Origin of the sequence: Piscinibacterium candidicorallinum (genome assembly GCF_047549485.1) — a bacterium.
In the GTDB taxonomy this organism is placed as follows: Bacteria; Pseudomonadota; Gammaproteobacteria; order Burkholderiales; family Burkholderiaceae_C; genus Piscinibacterium; species Piscinibacterium candidicorallinum.
Genome location: NZ_CP180191.1, coordinates 1,850,284 through 1,875,863 on the forward strand (window position 1 = coordinate 1,850,284; position 25,580 = coordinate 1,875,863).

The window sequence follows — 25,580 nt, forward strand, 5'->3', positions numbered from 1 at the left end:
TGATGACCCCCGATTGATCCATCGGTACGCTGATTCCGACAATCGATGCGTGGGGATCACATGCGCAACATTCATCGCTGGCAACACCAGTACATCGGCACCTCCGAAGTTCCGAAAAGCCTTTCGGTCGTCGAACTCCAAGAGTTCTTCTCCTTCAGCCCCATCGAGCTTGAAGCCCTGCAGAGCAAGCGCAAAGACGCGCTGAAGCTTGCCGCCGCGATCCAGCTGGGATTTCTGAAGATGACCGGCTGTCCCCTACCCGACTTGGAGGCCATCCCCTTGCGCCTTCTGCGCCACGTGGCCAGTGAGCTGGGTGTCCCGCCCGTCGCCATCGCGACGCTGCGCAGCCTCTACGAGCGCGGGAAGACGCGCTACGAGCACCAGTGGTGGGCCATGGAGTTGTTGGGCTTCAGCAAGATCGATGCTGCAGGCCTCAAGGCACTCGCCGCCTACTTGAATCAGGAGGCCTCGACGGCGCCTACGACCGACGCACTAGCGGATCGCGCCCGCGCATGGCTGTACCAGCACAGCCTCATCGCGATGCCAACCCGAGAGTTGCGCGCGCTGGCCGTTCAGGCCATGGCCAGCGCGGAGACCAGCTTGCTTCGGCTGATCCATGAGCAGGTACGCCCCGCCGACATCAACGAATGGGTGAATCAGGTCCTAGCCACGCACCCTGAGACAGGCCGCACAACCCTCGAATGGCTCCAGCAGCCGCCAAGGCGCAAGTCGGTCAACGCGATCCGCGAACGAACGGCGCGCATCGACTTCCTGAAGAAGCTTGGGGTCCATCAGGTCGACGTCGACGCGATCTATTTCGAGAAGATCAAGGCCTACGCCGCTGAATTGCGCAACATGCGCCCGGTTAAGTTCCGCGAGCTCAAGGAGCCCACGCGTACGCTGCGCCTGATCAGCTTTCTGCGATGGACGCTGCTGGCCTCCACCGATGCGGCCATCATGCTGGGCGCGCGCCGGGTGACCAAACTGATCAGCGACGCCTACAAGCATGCCGAAAGCCTTGAGGCCAAGGCCTCAAAACCACACCACCAAGCTTTGGTTGAAATCTTTGCCCGAGTCAATGATGAATCGGTTAGCGACGAGCAGTTCCGCGGGTTCGTTCGCGAACTCAGCGAGCAATACACCCCGCCCAAGTTCCCGTCACGCGCGGCCGCAGCAAGGTGGCTTCTCAGTGAACCGAACCCCGAAGTTCGAACTCTGCTTTCAGAGCTGCGCAAACTCGACCTCCAGGGTGAGCCCGATGCAGAGGTCGTCAAGATGGCGCAGTACCTGCACACCCTTTACGTCGCCAAACAAGGCGCGCTACCCGAGCAGCCGCCGGTTCGAGTCCCTCGCACCTGGCGCGAGTTGATCGAGGGCGAAGACCGCGAACGCGCGATGCGGGCGCTTGAAGCGTGTACCTTGATCGGATTGCGCAAGGGTCTGCGCAGTGGTGCTGTCTACGTCGCTCATAGCGACAGTTTCCGCGGCCGTGCGCAGTTACTCATCAGCGATGAGGACTGGACCCGGGACCGGGTCGTACGCTATCAGCAGCTCAGCCTGCCGGCCGACGGTACGGAGTTCCTTGAAGTACTCACCCGAGATCTGGAACTCAAGCTTCGTGAATTGGGCGCAGCGGTCGAGGCTGGAAAGCTACAAACAGAGGACGGCCGGTTCCATGTGGCCCGCTTCAAGCCTGTGGTGGAGTCGCAGGAGGTTGCGCAGAACCGCAACGATCTCATCAACAAGATCGGTGTTGTCCAGTTCCCTGACCTGATCTTGGAAATGGACAGTCGAACGGGCTTCAGCAAGATCTTGCTGGGTCGTGTGGCGCGTGACGTGGATGAATTGCTGGCGGTCTATGCAGGCATGATTGCCCACGGCTGTGCACTGGATGCCTCGCAGGTTAGCCACAGCATCCCGCAGTTGGCGGCATCCGCCGTGCTGCGCGGCATGACGCTGTTCGAGAACACGGCCGCGCTGCGCGCCGCAAACGATGCCGTCGTGAGTTTCCAAAAGCGGCTACCGATCTGTGCCGCGTGGGGAGACGGCTCGCTCGCCTCGGCCGACATGATGAGCCTGGATGTGTCCAAGCACATCTGGCTGGCGCGCGCCGACTACCGGCGCAAGCTTCAGTCGGTCGGAACCTACACACTCGTCTCCGACTTTTGGAGCGTGCTCTATGACACCCCGATCATCCTGAACGAGCGGCAGGCGGGCGCTGCGATTGAAGCGGCCTTGCGCCAGACCGAGGCCGATATCGGTCGTCTGGCCGTCGACACGCACGGCTACACCGACTTTGCGATGGGCTTGGCCAAACTGCTGGGCTTTGCTCTGTGCCCGAGGCTCGCGCGCTTCGCAGAGCGCAAGCTCTACGTCCCCTCCAACTTGAAGGATATCCCCGAGTCGCTGGCCGATCTGACCATCCGCAACATCTCGCTACCTCAAATCAAAGCAGCTTGGGACGATCTGGTGCGCATCGCGGCATCCGTTGAGACCGGACACGTCTCAGCGACGGTGCTGATGGCCCGGTACGGTTCGGCCGCCTCGGACAACCCGATTTACAAGGCAGGCGTTCACCTCGGGCGCCTGATGAGAAGCCTGTACCTCTGCGACTTCCTGCTGAGCGAAGACTTGCGCCGAGCTGTGAATCGCATTCTGGTGCACGGCGAATCGGTGCACCAGCTTCAGCGGGCCATCTACACCGGGACCTATTCCAAGCCGCGCGGCCAGCACGTGCCTGAACTCCATGCGGCCTCTGGCGCGCTGACGCTGATGACCAATTTGTGCCTGGCGTGGACGGCCAACAAGATGCAGGACACCTTGCTCGGCGAGCATGGCCAAACACTCTCAGAAGATGAGTTGCGGTGGCTGGCTCAGGTCAGTCCCGCGAGGTTCTCGAACATCAACTTCCGAGGTGTGTTCACCTTCCCTGTGGAGCAGTACGCCAGATGGCTCTTCAGTGGCAACGCGTCGCGAGCCGCGTGAGTGACTAGGCCGTACGGGACACGTTCCCTTTTGGGGGGCCGTGGACCACCGGACGTGGATACAGCCGGCGCAGCACGGATTCGTCGAGGCCCAGTTCCAGCTGAGGGATGCTCCGCCGTGGCTGAGGGCGGCCTGGCACAAAGGCTTCAGGGGGCATGCCCTGCTTGACTTCGTAAAGGGTTCGAGCGGCGGCGGCACGCGTGGCATCCAGCTGGCTCAACCATCGTACGAAGAGCTTGCGGCCCTTGGCCATGTTGCAGGGCGCGCAGACGTAGATCGCATTGCACACCGAATCCGCACCCCCGCGCGATAACGGGTCCATGTGGTCGATGTGAGCAGCTGCCACTACCGGATCTTGTTCGGCCGCTTCAGTTGGCGCGGCACTGGGGGCTGGCAATGGCGAACTGCAATAGGGACACAGGGAACGCTCTGCCCACAAGGTCCACCTGATTTCGTGCGGTGCCGTGTAGTGCCGCCACCAGGGCCCAAAAATGATCTGCAGCCGCAGGATCTTGCGGCGCTCGCTGTCAAGGTTCGCCGCGAGCTGCTCGGCCGCTGCGGTGTCCATCATGGTGACGTCTTGCGAGGCCGCAGCGGCACGACATTGCTGCGCTTCGGTGGGGATCTTTCGGGCGGCGCGGCCTGCGGCACGACGGCTGCGTCGGCAGGGTCGGGGGCAGTGCCCAGGCTCTGGGCGAAGAGTTGGTCAGAGCGCGCGGCGTCGACTTCGAGATAGCGCATCGCTGCGTGTACGTCTTTCCAGCCCACGTAGTCCATCAGCTCCTTGAGGTCCCAGCCGCTTGTGCGGGCCCAGTTTGCAAAGCCGCGGCGCAACGAGTGGCTGCTGTACTGGTCAGGCATGTCTGCGCCGGCTTTGGTCAAGAGGCGCCGCAGCCAAGGGATGACGCTGGTGGCCCGCATTCCGCGCTCGCTGATGACACCCCAGCGGTTGATTTGCCGATACACCGGTCCGCTTTGGAGTCCGGATAGGGTTTGCCAATCGCGAAAGGCGGCCACGGGACAGTGGCGTGGCAGGCTGGGGCATCGGAAAGATCGGCCCGACGCGCTGGTGTCCGTCTTTGAAGCTGCCAGAAAGCACTGCATCGAACCGTCAGGCTCGATACGGACATGCTCGAACCGCAGGCTCGTCAGTTCGTCGGCTCGAAATCCTCGCCAGAACCCCAGCAGCAGCATGGACCGGTCGCGAGCAGCTCTCAAACGCGCCGCCGCGGCCTCCGAGGTCGCAGGCGGCTCGACGCGCACCTGCGACAGCAACCACTGCTCAACCCGAGCGAGCTCATCAAACGCCATGGGCCGAGCCTGTTTCTGCGGGGTGTTGTGCTCGCTGCGAATACCCTTGAGGACGCGTCGGACCAGGTCGGATTTGGTGGGATCGGCGAAGCCCTGCTCGCGGTGCCATCGCCCGAGCGCAGCGAGCCGGACGCGCAAGGTGCTGATCGACTGGGTGGATGCGTAGTGCGCGAGGTAGGCCGCGATGGACTGCGGGGTGGCCGGCAGCAGGCCACGCCACTCGAGCTCGTAGTGGCGAACCGCAGCAGCCACACTGCGCTCGGTGTTCTCGCGGCGCGCTTGAAGGAGGTAATGCTCAACACGACTCATAACGCGGCCAGCATCATGAAAGGACTGGTGGGTCACTCAACCAAAAGCCACAACCAAGGCGAGGTTACCGGGATCGAGTTGCCTAGGCTACGAAGCACAAGCGACCTATATCTTCGCGTATGCGCCGTTACGGCTTTGTCGGGAAAGCCACCCCTGAACCCGACCCTCGGGTGGGGGCGATTCATGAGGATTGCTAGTCAGCGCGAACCCTTGAGGCGCAAGGAGTTGAGCACCACGCTGACAGAGGACAGGCTCATTGCCAGCGCCGCGATCATGGGTGACAAGAGCCATCCGGTGAAGGGATAGAGTACGCCGGCTGCCACCGGCACGCCGAGCGCGTTGTAGACAAAAGCGAAGACCAAATTCTGGCGCATGTTGGCGATGGTCGCTTGCGATATCCCCCGCGCCCGGGCGATGCCACGCAGGTCGCCCTTGACGAGGGTGACTTGGGCGCTGTTCATGGCCACATCGGTGCCGGTACCCATTGCCACGCCAACATCTGCCTTGGCAAGAGCCGGGGCGTCGTTGATACCGTCGCCGGCCATACCGACGACGCGGCCTTCGCGCTGCAGACGATCCACGAGCGCGAGCTTGTCGGCGGGTTTGACCTCGCCATGGACTTCGTCAATGCCCAATTCCCTTGCCACGGACTGCGCGGTGGTCAGGCCATCGCCTGAGGCCATGACCACCCGCATGCCGGCGTCATGGAGGCTTTGGACGGCCTCGGGCGTGCTCGGTTTGATGGGGTCGGACACGGCTACGATGCCGAGTACGCGCCCCTCGCGAGCCAAGAACATCACGCTGCTACCTCGCGCGCGCAGCTCTTCTGCCGAATCGCGCAGGGGCGACACGTCCACGCGATCCTGCTCCATGAGCGCCGTGTTACCGAGCGCGAGCCTCTGGCCCTCGACGACCCCCCTGACCCCGATGCCCGTGGAGGACTCGAAGTCCACGGCCTGCGCGAGGATGAGCTTGCGGGTGCGGGCTGCGTTGACGATGGCCTGGGCGAGCGGATGTTCGCTGCTCTGGTCAAGGCTGGCAGCCAGTCGCAAAACTTCCTCTTCTGTCACGCCGGGCACGGCTATAGCCCTGTCGAAGGCGGGGTTGCCCTCGGTCAGGGTTCCGGTCTTGTCGACGATCATGGTGTCGACGCGCCGGAAGTTCTCGATCGCGGAGGCATCGCGAAACAGGATGCCTTGGGTCGCTGCGTTGCCGGTGGCGACCATGATCGACATGGGCGTGGCCAGCCCGAGCGCGCAAGGGCAGGCAATGATGAGGACCGAAACGGCATTGATCAGGCCGAACTGCCAGCCTTGCTCCCCACCGAACAGGCCCCAGCCGAAGAACGCCAGCACTGCGATGCCGATCACGACCAGCACGAAGTAGCCGGCAACCTGGTCGGCCATGCGCTGCATCGGGGCCTTGGAGCGCTGTGCTTGGGCGACCATCTGCACGATCTGAGACAACATAGTCTGCGATCCCACCCGCTCGGACTGCATTACGAGTGCGCCAGTCGTGTTGATGGTCGCGCCGATGAGTTTGTCGCCCGGCCGTTTAGTCACGGGCAACGGCTCGCCGGTGAGCATGGCCTCATCAATGGCACTGCTGCCTTCCAGGACAACGCCGTCCACGGGAACTTTCTCGCCGGGCCGAACACGCAGCCGGTCACCGACATGCACATGCGTCAGCGGAACGTCCGACTCGCTGCCGTCTGCCTCAATACGTCGTGCCGTCTTCGGGGCCAGCCCGAGGAGTGACTTGATGGCAGCGGAAGTCTGCGACCGCGCCTTCAGCTCTAGCATTTGCCCCAGCAGCGTCAGTGAAATGATGACGACGGCCGCCTCAAAGTAAACGGCGACCCGTCCGTGAGCTGTAAAGCTGGGTGGAAAGAGCTCGGGCGCTACCGTGGCGACCACGCTGTATACAAACGCCGCCCCGGTGCCAATGCCGATCAAGGTCCACATGTTTGGACTGCGATGGATCAGCGATTGCCCGCATCGAGCGAAGAAAGGCCAGCCGGCCCACAGGACCACCGGCAACGACAGCACGAACTCCAGCCAGCTCTGCTGGGTGGGGTCCATGATCCCCAAGCGGTGCCCCACCATAGCCAGCGTCGTGATCACTACGGTCAAGGGCAAGGTCCACCAGAAGCGGCGAGAGAAGTCCCGCAGTTCCGGGTTGTCGTCGTCGGCCGTTGCCTCCGGGATCAGCGGCTCCAGGGTCATCCCGCACTTAGGGCAGCTACCGGGGTGATCCTGTCGGATCTCGGGGTGCATCGGACAGGTGTAAATCGTGCCCGATGGCGCGGCTGCATCGGCACCGAATGCTGCCGCCGCTGCCGTAGGCCGCAAGGGGGTAGCCGGACCGGGTGGGTGATGGGCATATCCAGATGTCGGAACTTGCTGTAACCCGCCATGGGCATGTATGCGGCAATGGCCTTCATGGTCGTGATGTCCTGCGGCGGTCGCCGCAGTGCCCTCGCCCTGCACCAGCACAAGACGCATGCCGCACTTGGGGCAGTTGCCCGGGTGATCTTGGCGGACTTCCGCATGCATCGGACAGGTGTACAGCGTCGTGCCCCTGGCCCCCAGCGGCGCGGCAGATGACGAGAAGTGCTCGTCGTGATGACGATGGTCCATCATGTTCTCCGATCTATCCGGTCTAAACGCCTGTTCAGCCCAGCCAGCGCGAATAGAGCGGCAGCTGGCGGGTTATAGGGGCGTTCGGCCCTGGAGCCTGCCATCAGGCTCTAGGGCTTCGGCTTTAACTCGGTGATCGTGAGCTTGCCTTGATCACTGCGTACCGTGAACAGCACGTTGTCGCCCGGCTTAAAGTTCTCAAGCATGCCGACCCGCTCCACCGTAAACACCATGGTCATCGGTGGCATATCTACCGACTTGATCGGTCCGTGCTTGATCGTGACTCGGCCGCCGCTCTGGTCGATTCGGCGAATCTCGCCTTCCGCGAACGCCGCCGGATCTGTTTGCGCGCTTCCCGACGGCATCGCCTGAGAGGGTTGAGTTGTGATCGAGGTTTGGGCCAAAGACAACTGCGTAGACGCTGCCAGAAGCAGACTGATTAGGTGCTTACGTTTCATGAGAACCTCGCGTGTGGAAGGATTTTTCGGGTGAGTTACCGGTAGGACGCGTAGATGCTTGCTCTACCGACAGGGTCGATCAGAAGAACGTCATACGCATCGCGCCGGCTGCTGTACTGCGGCCCATCCATCCCCGGGGATCCAATGGGCATTCCCGGCACAGCCAGGCCGACAGCTTTGGGGCGTTCTCGAAGCAGGCGCTGGATTTCACGGATCGGTACGTGTCCTTCGATGGCGTACCCACCCACTTGCGCGGTGTGACATGAGCCGTAGCGATCTGGCAGGCCCAGTCTCACCCGCGCGTCGGTGTTGCCTTGCGCGGAGACTTGAACATCGAAGCCGACACCACGCAGTAACTGGATCCAGTCATCACAGCATTCGCACGAGGGGCCCTTCCAAACTCGCACCAAGCTCTTTGGGGCGGCGTGCAGCAACGGGCCTTTGAAGCCAGCCGCGACAAACAGCGTCGTGCCGATGAGTAGCCTGCGAGAGGTATTCATCGCTTCGTCACAAAGATGCTGCCCACCATGCCCGCTTCGTAGTGTCCAGCGATCAGACAAGCGAACTGGAACTTGCCCGGTCGGTTGAACGTCCAGATCAGCTCGCCAGACTGACCGGGTGCGACGTGGGCCATATGAGGCTCGTCATGTTCCATGTTTGGAAACTTCTTCATCATCTCGGCATGTTTGGCGTTCTCCGATTGCGTGCCGATAACGAATTCGTGCATCACTTTGCCTGTGTTGCGCACCACGAAGCGCACGGTCTCGCCTTCGCGGATCTCGATCCGTTCTGGGTTGAAGCGCATGTTGTCGCCCATGGTGACGGTCAGCGTGCGTCGCACGTCTTTTGCGTCACCAGCTATGCCCCAGTCTTGCTGCTCTTTCTTCATGGGCACGGGTTTCGCGCCATGCTGCAGCTCGCCGTGTGCAAGCGCCGCAAATGGAACCGTCGCGATAGCTAGATTGAGTGCGAAGAACGCGCTTCGAAGTTGCTTGTTCATGAATGACTCCAAGAGGTTGGCTAAATCGATGTCGGTGTGTGGCCGGCGCTTAGTGATGACCGGCGTGTCCACCGGGTGGCTTGCGAATTTGCACTTCCACTTGCGCTGTCGGCTTCGCAACAGGCATGGCGCTACGTCCTTCAGACTTAAACCGCGCCGGGTCCGGAAGGCTGCCAGTGAACTCATACGCCACCGTCCCTGGCGGATGCTTGAACCACCCAGGGTCGCTGTAGTCACCTGGTTTCTGATCGCGGCGCACCTTGACCACGCTGAACATGCCACCCATACCCACTGAGCCGAACGGTCCTTGCCCAGTCATCATGGCGGCGGTGTTGTCCGGCAGAGGCATCTCCATCTCGGTCATATCCTTCATGCCGCGCTCACCCATGACCATGTAGTCGGGAATCAGCTTGTTAATCTTGCTGGCAACACCCGTGTGGTCGACGCCAATCATGGTGGGGACGTCGTGCCCCATGGCATTCATGGTGTGGTGGCTCTTGTGGCAGTGAAACGCCCAGTCGCCTTCCTCGTCGGCGAGAAACTCCAACTGGCGCATTTGCCCCACGGCGATGTCTTCGGTGACCTCATAGCGCCGCGTCGACTTGGGTGTCGGACCGCCGTCAGTACCCGTGACCTGAAACTCATGGCCGTGCAGGTGGATCGGGTGGTTGGTCATGGTCAGGTTGCCAACCCGCAAGCGCACCTTATCCATGTGCCGAACGTTCAAGCTGTCGATACCTGGGAAGATGCGGGAGTTCCAGGCCCACAGATTGAAGTCGAGCATGGTCATGATCTTCGGCGTGTAGCTGCCTGGATCGATGTCGTAGCTGGCCAGAAGGAAGCAGAAGTCCCGGTCGACTTCATCAATCAGCGGATTGCGGTTTTTCGGATGGGTGACCCAGAACCCCATCATGCCCATTGCCATCTGTACCATCTCATCGGCGTGGGGGTGATACATGAAGGTGCCTGGCCGGCGTGCCACAAACTCGTAGACAAAGGTCTTGCCCGGCGGGATGCCAGGCTGATTCAAGCCGGTCACGCCGTCCATCCCATTGGGCAGCCGCTGCCCGTGCCAGTGGATGCTGGTCAACTCGCCGAGCTTGTTGGTGACAAAGATGCGGACGCGGTCGCCTTCAACCACTTCGATGGTGGGGCCAGGACTCTGGCCGTTGTAGCCCCACAAGTGCGCCTTGAACCCGGGCGCCATCTCGCGGACAACCGGTTCGGCGACGAGGTGAAATTCCTTGACGCCATTGTTCATACGCCACGGCAGAGTCCAGCCATTCAAGGTCACTACGGGGTTGTAGGGCCGTCCGTTATTGGGCAGCAGCGGTGGCATGGTGTCCGGCTTGGTCTGCAAGACAGGCTCGGGTAAAGCCGCCATTGCCACCTTGCTTACCGAGGTGGCTGCGACAGCGCCGCCAGCGACGCCGAGCCATTTGAAGAAGTTTCGACGTGTATTCATGTGATTGTTTCCATCGGATTCAGTGGGGTGCGGCGTCCGGTGCCGCAGCTACGCCAGCCAGTCCAGCGCCGGCTGCCATCGGCCTGCCGACGATCGTGGCGCGCAGCGCTGCATCTGCCAGCCAGAACTGCTCCTGGGCCTTGATCGCGGCACGTACCGTGGCAATCTGGTCCCGGGAGTCCGCCAAGAGTTCAAACACCCCAATCAGCATGCCGTTGTAGCGAAGCTGGTTTTCTTCGGAAATGATGCGTCTTAGCGGAACGATCTCGTCGCGATAGTGGCGTGCGAGCTCGTAGCTGGTTCGGTAGGCGGAGTACCCCTCGCGCAGGTGCGATCCCGAGTTACGCGCAACACCTTCCAAGCGGTTCATCGCTGCGAGCGTCTGTGCGCTGAATGCCGCTCGTTGCACGTCACCCCAGTCAAATAGAGGTAGGCGTACATCTGCCTCCCAGCCACGCGGCGACGAGCGAGCCCCCGTTGCGCGGTCCGAAACACTGTTGCGACGAAGGCCGAGCTCCACATCCGCTAGGCTCGTCCATCGTCCCAAGCCTTGCTCGCGCGCTGCTACACGTAGTTGCGCTTGCGCTATCTGAAGATCGAGCCTGAGGCGCGTCGCAGCTTGAGCGACTTCAGCGGGCTCGCGTGGGGTGGCTGGCAAGTCAGGCAAACGCTCTGGCAAGACCAGCTTTTGGGCCTGTCCCTCGGTCAACCCCAAGGCGCGGATCAAGGCCTCACGGGTGGCAGTGAGCTCGTGTTGTGCGGTCGCCAGGCCGGCTGCCGCGTCCGCGTAGAAGGTCTGCTGGCGCGCGCGCGTGATGCGATTGAAATTGCCTGCAGCCTGCATGCGCTTGGCTAACTCTGCACTGGCTTGTGCACTGTCATGAACTTGCTGCGCATAGGCCAAGCTCTGCTGGGCTGCGACCGCACGGACCCAGGCCTGGCGCACGGTCGTCACGGACTCCACCACATCTGAGGTCAGGGCCAGTTGCGAAGCTGCAAGCCTCTGCTGCGCGATGGTCGCGCGTTGCGGCAGGGTGATGAGGTCTAGTAGCCCAAAGCTGAGCAGGCGACCGATTTCCAACTCGTCACCCACTGTCATGCGCTCAACTGCAAGCACGGGGTTCGGCAGGCGTCCCGATTGGGCTGCGCGCGCACGTTCAACCCAGCGGTCAGCAAGCATCGCTTGCACCCCTGGGCTATTGACCAAGGCCACCTCGACGGCAGCCTCCTGAGACAGGGGCTGCGCAAGTAGCTGCTCAGCGCGTTGCTTCAGTACGTCTGTTGAGGGGGTATCGCGCGCTAGGGTGAGCATGCCACCGGCGAACTCGCGTACTTGCTCATTGCTCGTAGCGAGCGCGCCGTCGATGTTTGGTGTGGCGCAGGCCACCAGGAGCAGCACAAAAGCAGCCGCGGCTGCCAACCGGATGGGGCGAGAGGTCTCTCTGAGTCGCGTCATCGCTTGGCGCCTCCACCGTGCATCAAGTGGGGAGCCTTCATTGGCTTTTGCGGATCGTCTGTCGACACACCGGGCGTTGAGCGAGGCGCAGTTCCCTCATTGCGCTCTCCATGCGCCTCATGCTTAAGGATGCTTGTACTGGGTGTCGTGCCTTCAGTTGGGTTTTGCGCTGCGGACATCCGCGCATACGCACGCCATCCACCAATGCGATTGACGGCTTCATTGGCTGACCGCCAGTCCAGCAATACGGGGTCAGCAAATCGTTGGTACTGCATGAGTGCCGAGCGGTACTCGATTGCGCTAACAGCCGGGGCGGTTGTCGTCGGGGAGCTTCTCGACGGCATGGTTTGCGCGCCGGTCGCAGCAGCTATGCATATTGCGGGCGTGATGAGCCCGGCTCGGGTCAAAAAAGACGCCATGGTGTCCTCGATAGTGCTGACCCTCCGCGCGAAGGATCAGCGTCAAACAAGCATGTAAGGGGGCCAGGGCGCAGTGCGCCACTCGGCCCTGCATTGCTTACGCTTGTTTGGCTCGAGGTGGCTTTTGCGGGATCGCAATGGCGGCTGAGGCGAAGTCAGTCGCTTCAGCAGGCGGATGTGACTCGGTACGCGGCAGTTGTGGAATGGCTGGCGCGTTGGGCGGGCCAGCAACACCGGCATGGCAGGGTGAACAGCTGCCACATTTGCCGAACGTGGCCTTCGCGGGCTTGTGCTCGCCCGGATCGGTAAGTTGTGCCATCTGGTGAACGTGCACAAAACGACCAACTTCCATCGAACCGGCGGTCGTCTCAGATGTTCTCGCCTCAAAGGCGTGAGTCGACTCGATCGGCAACACACGATGGGTCGTGGGATGCCCTACGCACAGCCCGGTGCCGACGACAGCGAGCGCTCGCAGAGGAATGACCACTGCGAGCAACACTGCAATCCACTGGAAACGACGTAGAAACCGGTTCACACTTGCAAGGTAAAGCTTGCCCCCATGGGAGAGTCAAGAACATCCGCGTTAGTTGCAGACCGCTCGGCCGCCATCTGCATGGTTGTCGACCGATCATGCACTCCCGGTTAGGGACTCGGTACGTCGGATGGCGCATCCGGAGTTGCCACGGAGAACCCAATGCGAACACGGTTTGAATCCAAATCAGCGATCGGTGTCCCACCATGCAGTACGGCAATCGCTTTGACGATCGCAAGGCCCAGTCCCACGTGTGTTTCGGCGTTCGCCTGCTCGCGACTTTGGTCCTGTGGGCCGCGATAGAAGCGGTCGAACAGCCGCGCGGGGTCGACATCCACGGGCCCTTGCACCGTGTTTTCGACAACGAGGCGCGCTACGTTTGCTTGTTGCTCCATGCGAATCACGATTTCACTCTCCGCTGGAGCGAAGCGCACAGCGTTCGCGATGAGATTGTCGATCGCGCGTTGAAGCAAACCGGTATCGCCGTACACCACTGCATCTCCGGCGACGATTAGCTCCACCGTTTTGCTGTCGGCCGCGTCCCTGTGCAGGTCGACAACGGGCAGCACGATCCCTCGTAGGGTCAATCGGCTCGAGGATCGAATGACCTCGCCGCGATCGGCACGGGCCAGCAAGAGCATGTCACTCACGATTCGGCTCAAGCGGCGCCCATCATGAACGACGGATTCCAGGACTTCATTGAGTTCCGCCGTCGTCCGGGGGCGACGCATGGCGACCTCTGCTGCGCCGAGCATGCTTGCTAGCGGCGTTCGCAGTTCATGGGCGACGTTTCCATTGAATCGTTGGAGCTGCTGTAGCGCTTCGTCAACCCCCTCTACAAGGTCGTTGATGACTTTGACGATCGGTTCTAGCTCGATCGGTATGCCTGCACTTGCACCGAGCGCCTTAGGCTTGCGAGCGTCGATGTGTGCAATCTGCTTGGTCAGCAGCGCGACGGGCATAAGTGCGTGCCGAGAAATCCAGCGCACAGAGCCGGCGGCTGCAAGCGCACCCGCAATCCAAATCATCAGCAGTATTCCGGTGATTCGCCTGACGAGCTGGCGATCTTCGCCATCGTCGATCCACATCGAAACCTTCAGCGCGCTGCCTAGTCGTTCGATTGGAAGCTCAAAGGTCGCCTGTGGTACGAGAGCCTGTAGGGCATCGCCTGCCTGGGAGCGGGTGTCTACGAGCGTCACGCCCTTCGGATCGACGATGACTGTTCGAATACTGCGCGGACCGACAGCAAAGTCCTCAACTTTGTGCCCGAGATCCTTGAGGTCAGCCTCGCTGCGAACCTCGCTTGCGAGGTGACGGAGCAAGACCTTTTTCGATTCGAGCTGCTCGCTTCTTCGCTGAGCCAGTGACTCGTTGGTTAGCCAGAGGATGCTCAACGCTGCTGCGGCTAGCAGAGCGGCCGACTGAAAGAACAAGGCAGTTGACAGCCGACGGTTCAGACTGACGGAACTCATTTCGACTCGCGATCCTCGATGACGTATCCAACGCCGCGCACAGTGTGGATCAGACGATTCGATAGGGGGGGATCGACTTTCTCGCGTAGGCGCCTTACTGCAACATCGACGAAGTTCGTATCCGAGTCGAAGTGAATATCCCAGACCAATTCAGCGAGCCGCGTGCGAGACACAACCTCACCCACTTTGCTGAGCAGGGTCACGAGCAGCTTGAACTCCTTGGCGGTCAACTTGAGCTCGTTACCTCCACGGGTAACGCGGTGTGCAGGAAGATTCACAACGAGATCCGCACACGTCAGGACCTGCTCATCCCGGGGCACCTCGCTTTGGCGTCGTGTGATCGCGCGTAGCCGCGCGACAAGCTCCGAGAAAGCGAACGGCTTGACCAGATAGTCGTCGGCACCTGCGGCAAGCCCCTGGACGCGCTGCTCGACTGAGCCTTGGGCGCTCAGGATCAGCACCGGAGTGCGCTTTACGGCTCGGAGCCGTTTCAGTACCTCGATCCCGGCGATCTCCGGCAGCATCACATCGAGGATGACTGCATCGAATTCGAATTCAAGGGCTAGATGCAGTCCATTCGTACCTGTCTGTGCGAATTGCACGTTGTGGCCCTCTTCACTCAGCCCTTGACGCAGGTAACTGAGCACCTTCGGATCATCCTCAACAACCAGCACCTGCATGGGTCCACTCACTCAGGAAGATTCTGACAAAACCGTAATGATCCCGTCCGCGATTTGACGAGTGCCAAGGCCCAAACTGCGAACCACGTTGATACACAACGTGTGCTGAACAGATCGCACAACCCCTCGCTACTTGGAGCCATCATCATGAAGACCTCTTCCATCCTCGGTTCTGTCACGCTCGCTGCTGCGGCACTTCTCCTTCCCGGTATCGCCGCCGCAAGTCAGCCAATTCACCTGAAGAACACCGAACAAGGCTACGTCTTCCACCCGGACCATGCAGCACCTGCAAGCCGTGCTTCGGCTACCGGTCCGAAGGTGGGTGAAGTCACGCAAGACGGCTTCCGCTACGTGGGTGGCGATCAGGCGTGGCAACCTGAGTCGCACCGTCTCGTGCTGCGTAGCGGTCAGTGGGTGCATGCAGACGCCCTGAGCCACACGTCACCGCGCCCCTCGTTGAGCATGTCCGATACCGAGCGCCGGGCCCTGCAAGCGCTTTACACCAACGGCTGATCTCAAGCTGCGCGCTGAATCGCCCCGGCGGATCCACCGCCGGGGCTGTTGCCGTTTGACTCGCGCAACGTTGGTCTGCAGGTCCACAGATTGGCGATATAGGTCTTCTGGGGGTCGTACTTGAAACCCTCCGGTACGCCAATCGTTGCCCGCCGCACCCGACCCGCTGTGGGAACGTCGACGACCGCAAATAGCGAGGTGGTCGCTGCCTCTGGAGCGTTCCGGCAGTCGGGCGTGCCGGGCCGACTGATCTCGCTCGGCGGGAGGATTTCCACAATCCGGACCCGCTTCCAGCCATCGGTCCATGCAAACTGCCCGTCATAAACGGTGCAGCCCGCAAGACCGACCAGCCCGATGCACGTCGCCCAAAGCGCGCGCATCACTTGAGCTCAAACCGCGCGGTGACCGCGGGCTTGCCCGGTAGCGTAACCAGAGCAACTGCACGTGTGCCCTTGGCGATGTTGAACTGGCCTGTCGCTTCCATCCGGTCCGTCATCGGCTTCAGTTCGACCTCTTGCTTCTGACCTGCGGTGAGGAGAGTCAGTTTGGCAGTTGCTTTGCTGACATCGACCGCCTTGCCGTGATCGCGGACATGCAGGCTGACGCGATCGGGTTTGGCGACGAGTTCATAGTCGACGTCCTTGACTTCGGCGACAACACCGCCGTGCTTGGGTGAGTGATCGTGGCCCGATCCCGCAACAACGGCAGGCGAAGTCAGCACAGCGGCTAACGAGAGTGCGGTCATTACGAACGATTGCTTGAAGTTCATGGCAGCTCCTGAAGAAATGCCCGCCCAGTCGGAGCGCGAACTGACGCTTCCATTGGGGGGCTGAATACGGCTTGACCACGGGGCAAGCCAGATGCACCGACCCGGAGTACCACCCCGGGTCGGCATGAATTCGATGCCAGAGATCGTGGACATCGTTGTCAGCACATGCAGACCCCTAGCCATCAGAACGCCTCGCTGCCGGATTGAGCGACGAGCTTTTCCACCGGCTTGCGCCCGTAGAGCCACACCACGGCGGGCGTGAGGAAGGTGTCCAGCAGGGTGGAGCTGATGAGCCCGGAGAAGATCACCACCGCCACGGGGTGCAGGATCTCGGTGCCCGGCTGGTCGGCCTCGAAGAGCAGGGGCGCCAGCGCAAAGGCGGCCACCAGCGCCGTCATGAGCACGGGCGAAAGCCGCTCCAGCGAGCCGCGGATGATCATCTTCCGCGTGAACTGCTCGCCCTCGAAGGCGCACAGGTTCACATAGTGGCTCACCTTCAGGATGCCGTTGCGCACGGCAATACCCGCCAGGGTGATGAAGCCGATCAGCGCGGCAATGGACAGCGGCTGCCCGGAGATCCACAGGCCGATCACCGCGCCCACCAGCGCCAGCGGAATGTTGCCCATGATCATCAGCGCCAAGGTGCTGCTCTGGTAGCGGCTGTAGAGCACCAGAAACACCATGGCGGCCGAGACGAGCGAGAGCAGCGCGATCAGGCGGCTGGCTTCCTCCTGCGCCTGAAACTGGCCGCCCAGGGTGATGAAGTAGCCCTCGGGCAGCTTGAACCGGGCCGTGGTGCTGCGGATGTCTGCCACCACGGCAGACAGTGCGCGGCCCTGCGCGTTGGCGGAGATGACGATGCGCCGCTTGCCGTCGTCACGCCGGATCTCGTTGGGCCCGTCGGACTCCTCCACACTGGCCAGCAGCGCGAGCGGCACGCGCCCGGCTGGGGTGTCGATCATGAGGCGGCGCAGGCCCTCCAGCCCGCGCTCGGACTCCGGCAGGCGCAGCACCAGCGCAAAGCGGCGGTTGCCCTCGACGATCTGCGCCACGCGTTCGCCGTCGATCAGCGTCTGCAGCTCCGCCAGCAGCTTGGCCGGGGCAATGCCGTACTGCGCAGCGCGGTCGTAGTCCACCCGCACCTTAATCTGCGGCGTGAGCACCTGGCGCTCCACGTTGAGGTCCGTGATGCCGGGGATGCCCGCAAGCTGCTGGCGCAGCGCCTCGGCCTGGCCGCGCAGGGTGTCGAGGTCTTCGCCAAAGATCTTGATGGCGATCTGCGCGTTCACGCCCGACAGCATGTGGTCGATGCGATGCCCCAGCGGCGCGCCGATGCTGATGTTGGCCGGCAGCACGGCGAGCTTCTCGCGGATCTCGGCCGTCACGGCCTCGGGCGCGCGCGCGCTGGGCTTGAGGCGGATGTCCAGCTCGCTCACGTGCACGCCCTCGGCATGTTCATCCAGCTCGGCGCGGCCGGAGCGCCGGCCCACGTACTCCACCTCAGGCACCGTGAGCAGCATGCGCTCGGCCTGCCGGGCAATGCGGGTGGACTCCGCCAGCGTGGTGCCCGGCATGAGCCGGATGCCCACCAGCAGCGTGCCCTCATTGAAGGGCGGCAGGAAGGTGCGCGCAAAGAAGGGCACGGAGGCCGCGGCGATCAGCACGGCCACGGCGCCGCTGAGCAGCAGCTGCTTGGGGTGGTCCAGCACCCAGTCCAGCGCGCGCGCGTAGCGGGCCTTCAGCCACAGCAGCAGCCTGGGGTCGCCATGCTCCAGGCCCTTCATCTTGGGCAGCAGGTAGTAGGCCATGACGGGCGTGACCGTGACGGACACCAGCATCGACGCCAGGATGGACGTGATGTAGGCGATGCCCAGCGGAATGAACAGGCGCCCTTCCAGACCCGGCAGCAGGAACAACGGCACAAACACCAGCACGATGATGATGGTGGCGTACACGATGGCCGAGCGCACCTCCAGCGTGGCCTTGGCAATGATCTCCAGAGAATTGAGCGGGTTCGGGCGCGCGCCCGGCGCATGCTGCGCGCGGTCCAGCTTCAAGCGGCGCAGCACGTTCTCCACACCCACCACGGCGTCATCCACCAGCTCGCCAATGGCAATGGCCAGGCCGCCGAGCGTCATGGTGTTGATGGACAGGCCGAAGTAGCCGAACACCAGCGCCGTGACCACGATCGACAGCGGAATGGCCGAAAGCGAGATGATGGTGGTGCGCACATTGGCCAGGAACAGGTACAGGATCAGCGCCACCAGCATGGAAGCGAAGATCAGCTTGCCGTTGAGGTTGCCGATCGAGGCTTCGATGAAGCTCGCCTGGCGCATGGTGGTGCGCGGCTGTTCGATGCCCGGCGGCAGGGTGCGCGCCAGTTCGCTGAACGCGGCTTCCACCTGCTGCGTCAGGCGCACGGTGTCGGCGCCCGGCTGCTTCTGCAGGCCCAGGATCACGGCGGGCTGGCCGTTGAAGCCGGCGTCGCCGCGGCGGATGGCCGGCGCAAAGGTCACCTGCGCCACCTGCGTGAGCAGTACCGGCTGGCCGCGCACAAAGCCCACGGGCAGGCGCTGCAGATCTTCCAGGCGCGTGGTGCGGCCGATGTTGCGGATCAGATATTCGCGGCCGTTCAGCTCCAGAAAGCCGCCGGACGAGTTGGACGAGAAGCCCCGCACCGCGCCCTCGATGGCTTCGAGCGTGATGCCCAGTTGCGCCATGCGCGCGGTGTCCGGCTGCACCTGGAACTGACGCACCTCGCCGCCGATGGGGATCACCTGCGCAATGCCGGGGATGGTGAGCAGGCGCGGCCGCAGCACAAAGTCTGCGTACTCGCGCACCGCCATCGGGCTGACCTTGGCGGGGTCCAGCGGAATGGCCACGAGCATGATCTCGCCCATGATGGAGGAGATCGGCCCCATGGTGGGCGCCGCGCCCTCGGGCATCTGCTCGCGCACGAGCGACAGGCGCTCGGCCACGTTCTGCCGGGCGCGGTAGATGTCCGTGCCGAAGCCGAACTGCACATACACGAAGGACAGACCCACGCCGGACACCGAGCGCACACTGGTGACGCCGGGCATGCCGTTCATGGTGGTTTCGATCGGGAAGGTGATCAGCTGCTCGACCTCTTCCGGGGCCATGCCGCCGGCCTCGGTCATGATGGAGACGGTGGGCCGATCCAGATCAGGGAACACGTCGACCGGCGTGCGCACGAGCGTCATGCCGCCGAAGACGACCATCGCCAAGGCGACGGCGAGCACGATCAGCCGGTTGTTCAGGCTGATGCGCAGGAGTGCGTTGAACATCGTTGCGGCTCCTGGCTCAGCGCACTTGGTTCACAAGCGCCGCGCCCTGCACCACCACGCGCTGGCCCGGCTTCAGGCCGTCGGTAATTACCACCGTGGCGCCGTCCACCGCCTGCGCGCGTACCGGCGTGGGCACAAAGCGCTCTGCCGCCTCATGCACCCAGACGATCTCCAGATTGGCCGGGTTGCGCACCACGGCTGCGGCCGGCAGCACCATGCCCTTGACGCGCTCGCGCGTGGCGGCAAACACCTTGACGGGCATGCCGAGCGCCAGCGGAGCTTCGGCGCTATTGACCACCGCAAACTGCACCGGCAGCGCGCCGTCGCGCAGGCTGCGCCCGGCGCCCAGGGGCCGCAGATCGATCTTGCGGCCCCCCACCACCGCGGCCGCGCCGCTGATGGCCTGGGCCGCTGCGGCGTCGAAGGCCAGCGCCTCCACGCGCAGGCGGGCGGGGTCGATGATCTCGAACAGCAGCTCGCGTACGTCCACGATCTGGCCCACCACGGCGTGGCTGCTGGCAATCACGCCGGACACCGGCGCCACCAGCGCCTCGCGCCCGGTGAGCGAGCCCTCCACGGCGCGGCTGCGCTCGGTGAGGCCCTTCAGCTCGGCGCGGGCGGCGTCGATGTCTTTCTGCGGCACGGAGCCTTCCAGCTGCTCAAGCCGCGCCACGCGCTGGCGCGCCAGTTCCAGCGCACTGCGCAGCTCGGCGCTGCTGGCGGCCTGGTTGGCGCGGTCAAACGCGCCGCTGGCCGGCCGGATATAGGCCAGCACCTGCCCGGCAGCCACTCGCGCACCGAGCGCCGGCAAGCCGTTCGGGCCGGGCTCGATGCGGCCGGCCTGCGCGGCCTGCACGCGGCCCCCGGCGCCAGGGTCCATGACGACCTGGCCCATCAGCTCCATGCTGCGCGGCGCGTCACCGGCTTCGACGATCTGCGTGCGGATCTGCAGCTGCCGCTGCGAGGGCTTGGGCAGGAACACGCTGCCGTCCGGCGCGCGGGCGGGGCCGTCACCGGTGCTGGCTTGCGGCGCATCGCCGTGGTCATGGCCGGGGCCGGCTTGGGCGGGCCCACCGGCCGCCAGGCTGGTGAGGGCGGCGAGGGAGAAAAGCATCTGGCTCAGCGCGCGTCGCATGCGGCGTGCTTCGAAGATAGGCATACGAACTTTCAAGATGTTGGGAGACGACTGCTTGTGCATCACGCAGCTCCGATCCGACGGCGTCGAAGGAGCAGAGCGGCCGCGATTGCGAGGATCACGGCTGCAGCGATACCGCTGTAGAGCATCCAGGCGCGCGGATTCGAGGCGCTGTGGTCATGGTCGGCATGCGGGTCGGGCAGGCTCAGATTGCTCGCGAGCAAATCCATGTCTACGCCCGAGGTGATCGTGAAGCTCAGGGCTAATTCGGCTGGCGCCTTGACGCCATTGAGCGGGATGACATAGGTCCCATCCGCCGCACCCGCAGCGATGCCTTTGGAACCGTTCAACTCGTATTCGACTTTGGCGTTGGTCACCGGCTCGTTGGTGGTGTAGCGATCAACGTAGAGCGTGATTGTTTGGTTCTTGGCAATGCCGACGATCTCGAACAAGTCCGAATGCGCAGCAAAGCGTGGGCTGGCAGTGCCCGCTGTGGTCGGGGTCTCCTCGCCGTGGTCGTGTCCGGGGCCTGCGAGGGCCGGCTGCGGCCACCCGCTGACTGCCAAGGCGATCCCCGCCACTACAGCAAAAGCGGAGGCAAGGGCTGAGGTCTTGTGTTTCACGGCAAAAGTCCAAGAGATTGATTGAGTTCAGACTGCGCCCGAGCCAGCTGGGCTCGTGCTTGAAGGAGGCTGCGTTGCGCTTCGAAGAGGTCGGACGCCGCGCGAAGGCGCGTGGTGATGTCGATTTCCCCGAGCCGATAGGCGCGGTCCAGCAAGACGCTCGTGTCGCGATGCAGCGCAACTCGCAGCTCGGCCGCCAAAAGAGTGCTACGCGCGCGATCGAGCGCGGCTCTGGCGACACGTTCCTGTGCTTGCAAGCGCGCAGAGAGCAAAGGCAAGGTCGCTTCGGCTTCGAGCGCCTGCGCCCTCGCGGTCTCGGCCTGCGCAAGACTCGTCGGACCCGAGGACAGGGGTACCGAGACGCCGAGCCGCAAGGTGTTCTTCTGTGCCTCCCCGAATGAACCGCGTTCTCTGATCACACCAAGGCTCACGCTCGGATTGGCGCGCGCCGAAGCTGCGGCCAGACGCAGCTTGGCCTGTGCAGCCGCTTGCGTCAGCCGAGCAGCGGCCAGCTCAGGGTGCTCGTCTTGCGCACCGCGCGCGGCGGGTTGCTCCGGCAAGGGCTCTCCGGTGGCCAGCTGCAACAAGAGTGCATCGGGAACGCCGGTGAGCACTCGCAGCTCAGCAACCTGAGCGTCCAGTGCTTGCTCGGCTTCTGTCTGCGCAGCTTGTGCGAGCTGTACCAGCGCTTGGGCTTGATTCGAATCTGTTCGAGCAATCTCGCCAGCCTTCAGGCGTCGCTGAACGTCGGCTGCAAGTTGCTGAGCATCAGCCATGCGTCTGCGTTCAAGTGCGAGCGTGTTGGCCGCCAGAACGAGCCCCCACCAGCGTTGACGGATTTCATTCGCAAGCTTCAAACGATCAAGTTGAATCGCTAGCTCGGCGAGCTGTGCGTCGGCCTCACCCAGTTGCATCGTGGCGCGACGCTGCCCAGGCAACCACAGCGGAACCGCGAGCTCGACTTCAACCTCGCGCTGCCCCTCGTTGCGCGTGGGTTGATCCGTACGATGCGCCACGGCGACTGAGGCCGGTTCAGGGGTTAGGCGTGCGGCGCTGTCGCGTTGAGCTTGCGCGGCAGCGCGCCGCGCGGCCTGAGCGCTTGCCGCGGGCGCCCGCTCCCAAGCTGCTTCAAACAGCCGTGTTAGTGGCGTGGCACCTTGTGATGGCCCCGCGCCGTCTGACGACACCGACACGGAAATCGTCTGCGCGCGCGTCGAGGCGAAGGACGAAGCGCCGACCAGAAAAGCGGCGACCGCGCACGGCGCGAAGCGTTGCGCCCATGCAACTTTGGAAAACATGAATCACTCCGAGAAAGACCAGTCAAATGGGTCAATCCCGGCGGGTGGCGTCGTACCGACGAGTGTCGGTGTGCGAGGACGTGAGTTGGAGGCCGCCCGCCGGTTAGGCAGGCCGCATCCAATTAGGCCGGTCGATCTCGTCGGAGGTCGCGTCGATCAGCGCGCTGAGTGGCGCCGATGGCGTCGGCAGGGTGCCGCTCGTGACCAGCGCGATATGGGTTGCTGCGAGAGCCGGCGCATGCAACGCGTGGCAATGCATCTCGTTGCACCCGTCCTGCGTCGGCTCACCCGCGTCGCTCGAGTCGAGCAGCTTCGGATTTTTGGCCGACTTCGCGTGCTGAGCGTGATGTTCGTTGGCAGGGTCGCACACGTGTGCTGCCGCCCATGCGGACTGCACGGCGAACAGACAAATGAGGAAACCAATCAACCAACGAGCCATAACGGAAGTGTACGACGCCGAGTGTTACACCGGATGCGGGGGTGGGGTTTTCGACAGGTCCGCGCTAGGGAGTCCGATCAGCGCGCAGCAGTTCTGCGAGGTCCGGATCAATCGGCATTGATGCAAAAGCGCTGACCCGACCCGTCCCCGGATTCCCCGGGGGTATACGGCCTGTGAGGTGGCCGATCGGTAGGAGCACAATCCTGAATCCTTGTGCCAGGCATTCTTGGATGTCGCGTTTTCGCCAAGCGATGATCAGCATCAAGACATGCACACGCAGGTGACGAAGCACGCGAGTTTGTCCGAGCACATGGGCTCGTTCGAGCCGGCTTAAACCGTAGTCATAGTCACCGCTATTGATTGCATCGGCAGCCTCACGAATCGTGTTCTCGAAGGCCTCGCCAAGCGGCGTTTGCTTGGCCATGCTCATGGTTTCCCCTTGAACCGGAGAAGACGCAGCCCGTTGAACACCACCAGCAGGCTCGCGCCCATGTCGGCAAACACGGCCATCCACATGGTGGCGCTACCGAACACTGCAAGCACCAGGAAAATCGCCTTTAGCCCAAGCGCCAGGCTGATGTTTTGCACCAATACTGCATGTGCGCGCTTGGACAACTGAATGGTCTCCGGCACACGCCGCAGGTCATCGTTCATGACGACCACATCTGCCGCTTCCATGGCGGTGTGCGTTCCGGCGCCGCCCATCGCAAAACCGATGTCTGCCTTCGCCAGCGCTGGAGCGTCATTGATGCCATCGCCCGTCATTGCCGTCATGCCCCGCGAGGCCTGCAACTGCTCGATGGCTGCCAGCTTCTCATCGGGCAGCAGTGGCCCGCGGATTTCATCGATACCGGCTAGCTGGCCGATCGCTCGTGCAGTGGTGGCGTTATCTCCTGTCAGCATCACTGGGGTTACGCCCAGGGCCAACAGGTCCTGAACTGCCTGTCGCGACGTGGGCTTAATGCGATCCGCCACTGCAACCACTGCCAGCACTTCGCGCTCGCTCGCCAGCAGGGTGACGGTTCGCCCCTGCTTCTCGTGCTCGGCCAGGCGGGCCTCGAGGTCGGCGTTGCATAGACCTTTCTCTTCGACCCAGCGGTGATTGGCCAGCGTCAATCGCTCCCCCCCCACCAAGCCGCTGACGCCTCGACCTGGCAGCGCTACGAAGTCCTCGACCGGCGACTCGTCCAGCCGTCCGCCTGATGCGAGCCCCACTGCGATGGCCTTGGACACCGGGTGGTCGGACCGCGCTGCGAGACTGAGCGCCAAGCTACGCACAGCCGCCTCAGATCGCACCGCAGCGATGACGTCGAACGCGACGAGTGCTGGCTTGCCCTCCGTCAGGGTCCCTGTCTTGTCGAGCGCAACCACGCGAAGCTTGCGTGCTTCTTCGAGGTATACGCCCCCCTTGATCAAGATGCCCCGTCGTGCCGCTGCCGCCAGCCCGCTTACGACGGTGACCGGCGTGGAGATCACGAGTGCGCAGGGACACGCAATCACCAGCAGCACTAGCGCCTTGTAAACAGCCTGGGTCCAGGTCCAGTCCATCAGCCAAGGGGTGAGCAATGCGACCAGGACGGCCAGCACGAAGACGGCGGGCGTGTAGATCGCCGCGAATCGGTCTACGAATCGTTGCGTCGGTGCGCGACTGCTCTGGGCATGTTCTACGGCCTGGATGATGCGAGCGAGCAAAGTGTCGCCCGCTGGCGCCGTGGTGCGAATCTGCAACTCCGACGCTGCATTCACTGTGCCCGCGAAGACATCGTCGCCAGGCGACTTGTCGACCGGAATGCTCTCACCGGTCACGGCCGACTGATCCACGGCACCGGTACCCGCCGACACCACGCCGTCGAGCGCAAACCGCTCGCCGGGCCGTACACGGACGATGCTGTTCATCGGGATCGCCTTGGCCAACACGCGCTGCCAACTGCCGTCGGCCTGTCGCACATCGGCTTCTTCCGGTGCCAGAGCCAGCAGGCTGCGGATCGCGTTTCGGGCGCGGTCGACTGCGCGCGCCTCGATCAACTCCGCAATCGCGTACAGCGCCATCACCATCGCGGCCTCCGGCCACTGGCCGATCAGGAATGCTCCGGTGACCGCCACTGTCATCAGGGCGTTGATGTTCAACCGACCCGCGCGCAGTGCCGCGAAGCCCTTGCGGTAGGTGCCAAACCCAGCCAGGACGATGGCGATGGCCGCCAAAGCCATCTTCGCGATGTCCCAAGGCAGCGTGGACGGCGCGAAGAACGACAGCCCCTCTGCACCGATCGCAAAGACAAGCGCCAGGATGAGGCGTGGCAGACCCTCACCCAGCCAAGACCCCGACTGCTGGAGGCCCCGCTGTTCACTGCCGTGCTCCTGGTCCGACGACAAGGCCTCCGTCGTACCGTCAGCGGTGGGCTGCGCGGCCATGACCTCTGGCTCGTAGCCAGCCTTGCGTATGGCTGCAACGGCCTGATCGATCCGTGCACCTTGCGCGTTGAGCGTCAGGGTTCTTCGCCCCAGGTCGAAGCGCAGGTTGTCCAGATCACCGAAGGGCTCCAGCGCCCGTCGGATTTCGGACTCTTCGCTTGCGCAGTCCATATTCGCTATGCGCAGCGTGACGGCATCCTGCAGTCCTGATGCGGCGGGTCGTTCGTCGGTGGACAAATCACCGCAGTAGTCAGCGCAGTTTCCGGATACCGGCTTGATCGGGTTCAGTTGGTTCATGGCGCCATTCAAAACCCTACACTTACTACAGAGTCAAGCGCCTGCTGACGCCCGTGTCCGGAG

21 protein-coding genes are annotated in these 25,580 nt (G+C 63.3%); 2 read left to right on the forward strand and 19 right to left on the reverse strand.

From position 1 onward, the window contains the following. The first annotated feature begins 60 nt into the window (after positions 1 to 60). Complete coding sequence (locus ACMDW7_RS08360; protein ID WP_377301583.1) at positions 61 to 2,985, forward strand: Tn3 family transposase; 2,925 nt, start codon at positions 61 to 63, stop codon at positions 2,983 to 2,985. Positions 2,986 to 2,989: 4 nt separating this feature from the next. Here ACMDW7_RS08360 and ACMDW7_RS08365 read toward each other — a convergent pair whose 3' ends face one another. The 10 genes from ACMDW7_RS08365 to ACMDW7_RS08410 all read right to left on the reverse strand — a co-directional run bounded on the left by ACMDW7_RS08365 (position 2,990) and on the right by ACMDW7_RS08410 (position 14,726). After that, complete coding sequence (locus ACMDW7_RS08365) at positions 2,990 to 3,556, reverse strand: HNH endonuclease (RefSeq protein ID WP_377301581.1); 567 nt, start codon at positions 3,554 to 3,556, stop codon at positions 2,990 to 2,992. Beyond that, the gene (locus ACMDW7_RS08370) at positions 3,553 to 4,641 is read right to left on the reverse strand and encodes a tyrosine-type recombinase/integrase (protein WP_377301579.1); all 1,089 of its coding nucleotides are present in this window, start codon (positions 4,639 to 4,641) and stop codon (positions 3,553 to 3,555) included. Before ACMDW7_RS08370 ends, ACMDW7_RS08365 begins: the two co-directional genes overlap by 4 nt. Positions 4,642 to 4,802: 161 nt before the next feature. Continuing rightward, complete coding sequence (locus ACMDW7_RS08375; RefSeq protein WP_377301577.1) at positions 4,803 to 7,244, reverse strand: copper-transporting P-type ATPase; 2,442 nt, start codon at positions 7,242 to 7,244, stop codon at positions 4,803 to 4,805. 110 nt (positions 7,245 to 7,354) lie between these two features. After that, positions 7,355 to 7,702, reverse strand: coding sequence for a copper-binding protein (locus ACMDW7_RS08380; protein ID WP_377301575.1), 348 nt, complete (start codon positions 7,700 to 7,702; stop codon positions 7,355 to 7,357). A gap of 35 nt (positions 7,703 to 7,737) precedes the next feature. Continuing rightward, positions 7,738 to 8,202: a DUF411 domain-containing protein gene (locus tag ACMDW7_RS08385; protein WP_377301573.1), complete on the reverse strand. Its 465-nt coding sequence runs from the start codon at positions 8,200 to 8,202 to the stop codon at positions 7,738 to 7,740. Then, positions 8,199 to 8,702, reverse strand: a complete 504-nt coding sequence (locus ACMDW7_RS08390) for a plastocyanin/azurin family copper-binding protein (RefSeq protein ID WP_377301571.1) — start codon at positions 8,700 to 8,702, stop codon at positions 8,199 to 8,201. Before ACMDW7_RS08390 ends, ACMDW7_RS08385 begins: the two co-directional genes overlap by 4 nt. Positions 8,703 to 8,751: 49 nt before the next feature. Continuing rightward, on the reverse strand, positions 8,752 to 10,167 hold the full coding sequence (locus ACMDW7_RS08395; RefSeq protein WP_377301569.1) for a multicopper oxidase family protein: 1,416 nt from the start codon (positions 10,165 to 10,167) through the stop codon (positions 8,752 to 8,754). A gap of 19 nt (positions 10,168 to 10,186) precedes the next feature. After that, positions 10,187 to 11,623 (reverse strand): TolC family protein, encoded by a 1,437-nt coding sequence (locus tag ACMDW7_RS08400; RefSeq protein ID WP_377301567.1) that lies wholly within the window; start codon positions 11,621 to 11,623, stop codon positions 10,187 to 10,189. 1,061 nt (positions 11,624 to 12,684) lie between these two features. Further along, positions 12,685 to 14,046, reverse strand: coding sequence for a histidine kinase dimerization/phospho-acceptor domain-containing protein (locus tag ACMDW7_RS08405; RefSeq protein WP_377301565.1), 1,362 nt, complete (start codon positions 14,044 to 14,046; stop codon positions 12,685 to 12,687). Continuing rightward, positions 14,043 to 14,726 carry a response regulator gene (locus ACMDW7_RS08410; RefSeq protein ID WP_377301563.1) on the reverse strand — a complete coding sequence of 228 codons (684 nt, stop codon included), beginning with the start codon at positions 14,724 to 14,726 and terminating at the stop codon, positions 14,043 to 14,045. The genes ACMDW7_RS08405 and ACMDW7_RS08410 overlap by 4 nt, the downstream gene beginning before the upstream one ends. Before the next feature lie 147 nt (positions 14,727 to 14,873). Between ACMDW7_RS08410 and ACMDW7_RS08415 the strand changes: the two genes are divergently transcribed. Continuing rightward, the gene (locus tag ACMDW7_RS08415; protein ID WP_377301561.1) at positions 14,874 to 15,239 is read left to right on the forward strand and encodes a hypothetical protein; all 366 of its coding nucleotides are present in this window, start codon (positions 14,874 to 14,876) and stop codon (positions 15,237 to 15,239) included. A gap of 2 nt (positions 15,240 to 15,241) precedes the next feature. Here the strand turns inward: ACMDW7_RS08415 and ACMDW7_RS08420 are convergent, their stop codons facing one another. The 9 genes from ACMDW7_RS08420 to ACMDW7_RS08460 form a co-directional block, all read right to left on the reverse strand. Then, complete coding sequence (locus ACMDW7_RS08420) at positions 15,242 to 15,619, reverse strand: hypothetical protein (protein ID WP_377301559.1); 378 nt, start codon at positions 15,617 to 15,619, stop codon at positions 15,242 to 15,244. Then, on the reverse strand, positions 15,619 to 16,008 hold the full coding sequence (locus ACMDW7_RS08425; RefSeq protein ID WP_377301557.1) for a hypothetical protein: 390 nt from the start codon (positions 16,006 to 16,008) through the stop codon (positions 15,619 to 15,621). Before ACMDW7_RS08425 ends, ACMDW7_RS08420 begins: the two co-directional genes overlap by 1 nt. Before the next feature lie 182 nt (positions 16,009 to 16,190). Beyond that, complete coding sequence (locus ACMDW7_RS08430; RefSeq protein WP_377301555.1) at positions 16,191 to 19,313, reverse strand: efflux RND transporter permease subunit; 3,123 nt, start codon at positions 19,311 to 19,313, stop codon at positions 16,191 to 16,193. Between the two features lie 16 nt (positions 19,314 to 19,329). Further along, positions 19,330 to 20,448: an efflux RND transporter periplasmic adaptor subunit gene (locus ACMDW7_RS08435; RefSeq protein WP_377301553.1), complete on the reverse strand. Its 1,119-nt coding sequence runs from the start codon at positions 20,446 to 20,448 to the stop codon at positions 19,330 to 19,332. A gap of 62 nt (positions 20,449 to 20,510) precedes the next feature. Further along, a complete protein-coding gene (locus ACMDW7_RS08440) occupies positions 20,511 to 21,071 on the reverse strand; it encodes a hypothetical protein (RefSeq protein WP_377301551.1) in 561 nt (186 codons plus the stop codon). Then, positions 21,068 to 22,369, reverse strand: coding sequence for a TolC family protein (locus tag ACMDW7_RS08445; RefSeq protein WP_377301549.1), 1,302 nt, complete (start codon positions 22,367 to 22,369; stop codon positions 21,068 to 21,070). The genes ACMDW7_RS08440 and ACMDW7_RS08445 overlap by 4 nt, the downstream gene beginning before the upstream one ends. Positions 22,370 to 22,472: 103 nt before the next feature. Then, positions 22,473 to 22,808, reverse strand: a complete 336-nt coding sequence (locus ACMDW7_RS08450; RefSeq protein WP_377301548.1) for a hypothetical protein — start codon at positions 22,806 to 22,808, stop codon at positions 22,473 to 22,475. Positions 22,809 to 22,872: 64 nt separating this feature from the next. After that, complete coding sequence (locus ACMDW7_RS08455) at positions 22,873 to 23,238, reverse strand: DUF3703 domain-containing protein (protein WP_414859641.1); 366 nt, start codon at positions 23,236 to 23,238, stop codon at positions 22,873 to 22,875. After that, positions 23,235 to 25,517, reverse strand: coding sequence for a heavy metal translocating P-type ATPase (locus ACMDW7_RS08460; RefSeq protein ID WP_377301544.1), 2,283 nt, complete (start codon positions 25,515 to 25,517; stop codon positions 23,235 to 23,237). Before ACMDW7_RS08460 ends, ACMDW7_RS08455 begins: the two co-directional genes overlap by 4 nt. Positions 25,518 to 25,580: the final 63 nt, after the last annotated feature.

Excerpts from the sequence above, each read along its gene's own strand:
- ACMDW7_RS08380 (WP_377301575.1), bottom strand. The coding sequence starts at position 7,702 with ATGAAACGTAAGCACCTAATCAGTCTGCTTCTGGCAGCGTCTACGCAG.
- ACMDW7_RS08460 (WP_377301544.1), bottom strand. The coding sequence starts at position 25,517 with ATGAACCAACTGAACCCGATCAAGCCGGTATCCGGAAACTGCGCTGAC.
- ACMDW7_RS08365 (WP_377301581.1), bottom strand. The coding sequence starts at position 3,556 with ATGATGGACACCGCAGCGGCCGAGCAGCTCGCGGCGAACCTTGACAGC.
- ACMDW7_RS08360 (WP_377301583.1), top strand. The coding sequence starts at position 61 with ATGCGCAACATTCATCGCTGGCAACACCAGTACATCGGCACCTCCGAA.
- ACMDW7_RS08445 (WP_377301549.1), bottom strand. The coding sequence starts at position 22,369 with ATGTTTTCCAAAGTTGCATGGGCGCAACGCTTCGCGCCGTGCGCGGTC.
- ACMDW7_RS08390 (WP_377301571.1), bottom strand. The coding sequence starts at position 8,702 with ATGAACAAGCAACTTCGAAGCGCGTTCTTCGCACTCAATCTAGCTATC.
- ACMDW7_RS08455 (WP_414859641.1), bottom strand. The coding sequence starts at position 23,238 with ATGAGCATGGCCAAGCAAACGCCGCTTGGCGAGGCCTTCGAGAACACG.
- ACMDW7_RS08375 (WP_377301577.1), bottom strand. The coding sequence starts at position 7,244 with ATGGACCATCGTCATCACGACGAGCACTTCTCGTCATCTGCCGCGCCG.
- ACMDW7_RS08450 (WP_377301548.1), bottom strand. The coding sequence starts at position 22,808 with ATGGCTCGTTGGTTGATTGGTTTCCTCATTTGTCTGTTCGCCGTGCAG.
- ACMDW7_RS08415 (WP_377301561.1), top strand. The coding sequence starts at position 14,874 with ATGAAGACCTCTTCCATCCTCGGTTCTGTCACGCTCGCTGCTGCGGCA.
- ACMDW7_RS08425 (WP_377301557.1), bottom strand. The coding sequence starts at position 16,008 with ATGAACTTCAAGCAATCGTTCGTAATGACCGCACTCTCGTTAGCCGCT.
- ACMDW7_RS08420 (WP_377301559.1), bottom strand. The coding sequence starts at position 15,619 with ATGCGCGCGCTTTGGGCGACGTGCATCGGGCTGGTCGGTCTTGCGGGC.
- ACMDW7_RS08385 (WP_377301573.1), bottom strand. The coding sequence starts at position 8,202 with ATGAATACCTCTCGCAGGCTACTCATCGGCACGACGCTGTTTGTCGCG.
- ACMDW7_RS08435 (WP_377301553.1), bottom strand. The coding sequence starts at position 20,448 with ATGCGACGCGCGCTGAGCCAGATGCTTTTCTCCCTCGCCGCCCTCACC.
- ACMDW7_RS08395 (WP_377301569.1), bottom strand. The coding sequence starts at position 10,167 with ATGAATACACGTCGAAACTTCTTCAAATGGCTCGGCGTCGCTGGCGGC.
- ACMDW7_RS08430 (WP_377301555.1), bottom strand. The coding sequence starts at position 19,313 with ATGTTCAACGCACTCCTGCGCATCAGCCTGAACAACCGGCTGATCGTG.
- ACMDW7_RS08410 (WP_377301563.1), bottom strand. The coding sequence starts at position 14,726 with ATGCAGGTGCTGGTTGTTGAGGATGATCCGAAGGTGCTCAGTTACCTG.
- ACMDW7_RS08405 (WP_377301565.1), bottom strand. The coding sequence starts at position 14,046 with ATGAGTTCCGTCAGTCTGAACCGTCGGCTGTCAACTGCCTTGTTCTTT.
- ACMDW7_RS08400 (WP_377301567.1), bottom strand. The coding sequence starts at position 11,623 with ATGACGCGACTCAGAGAGACCTCTCGCCCCATCCGGTTGGCAGCCGCG.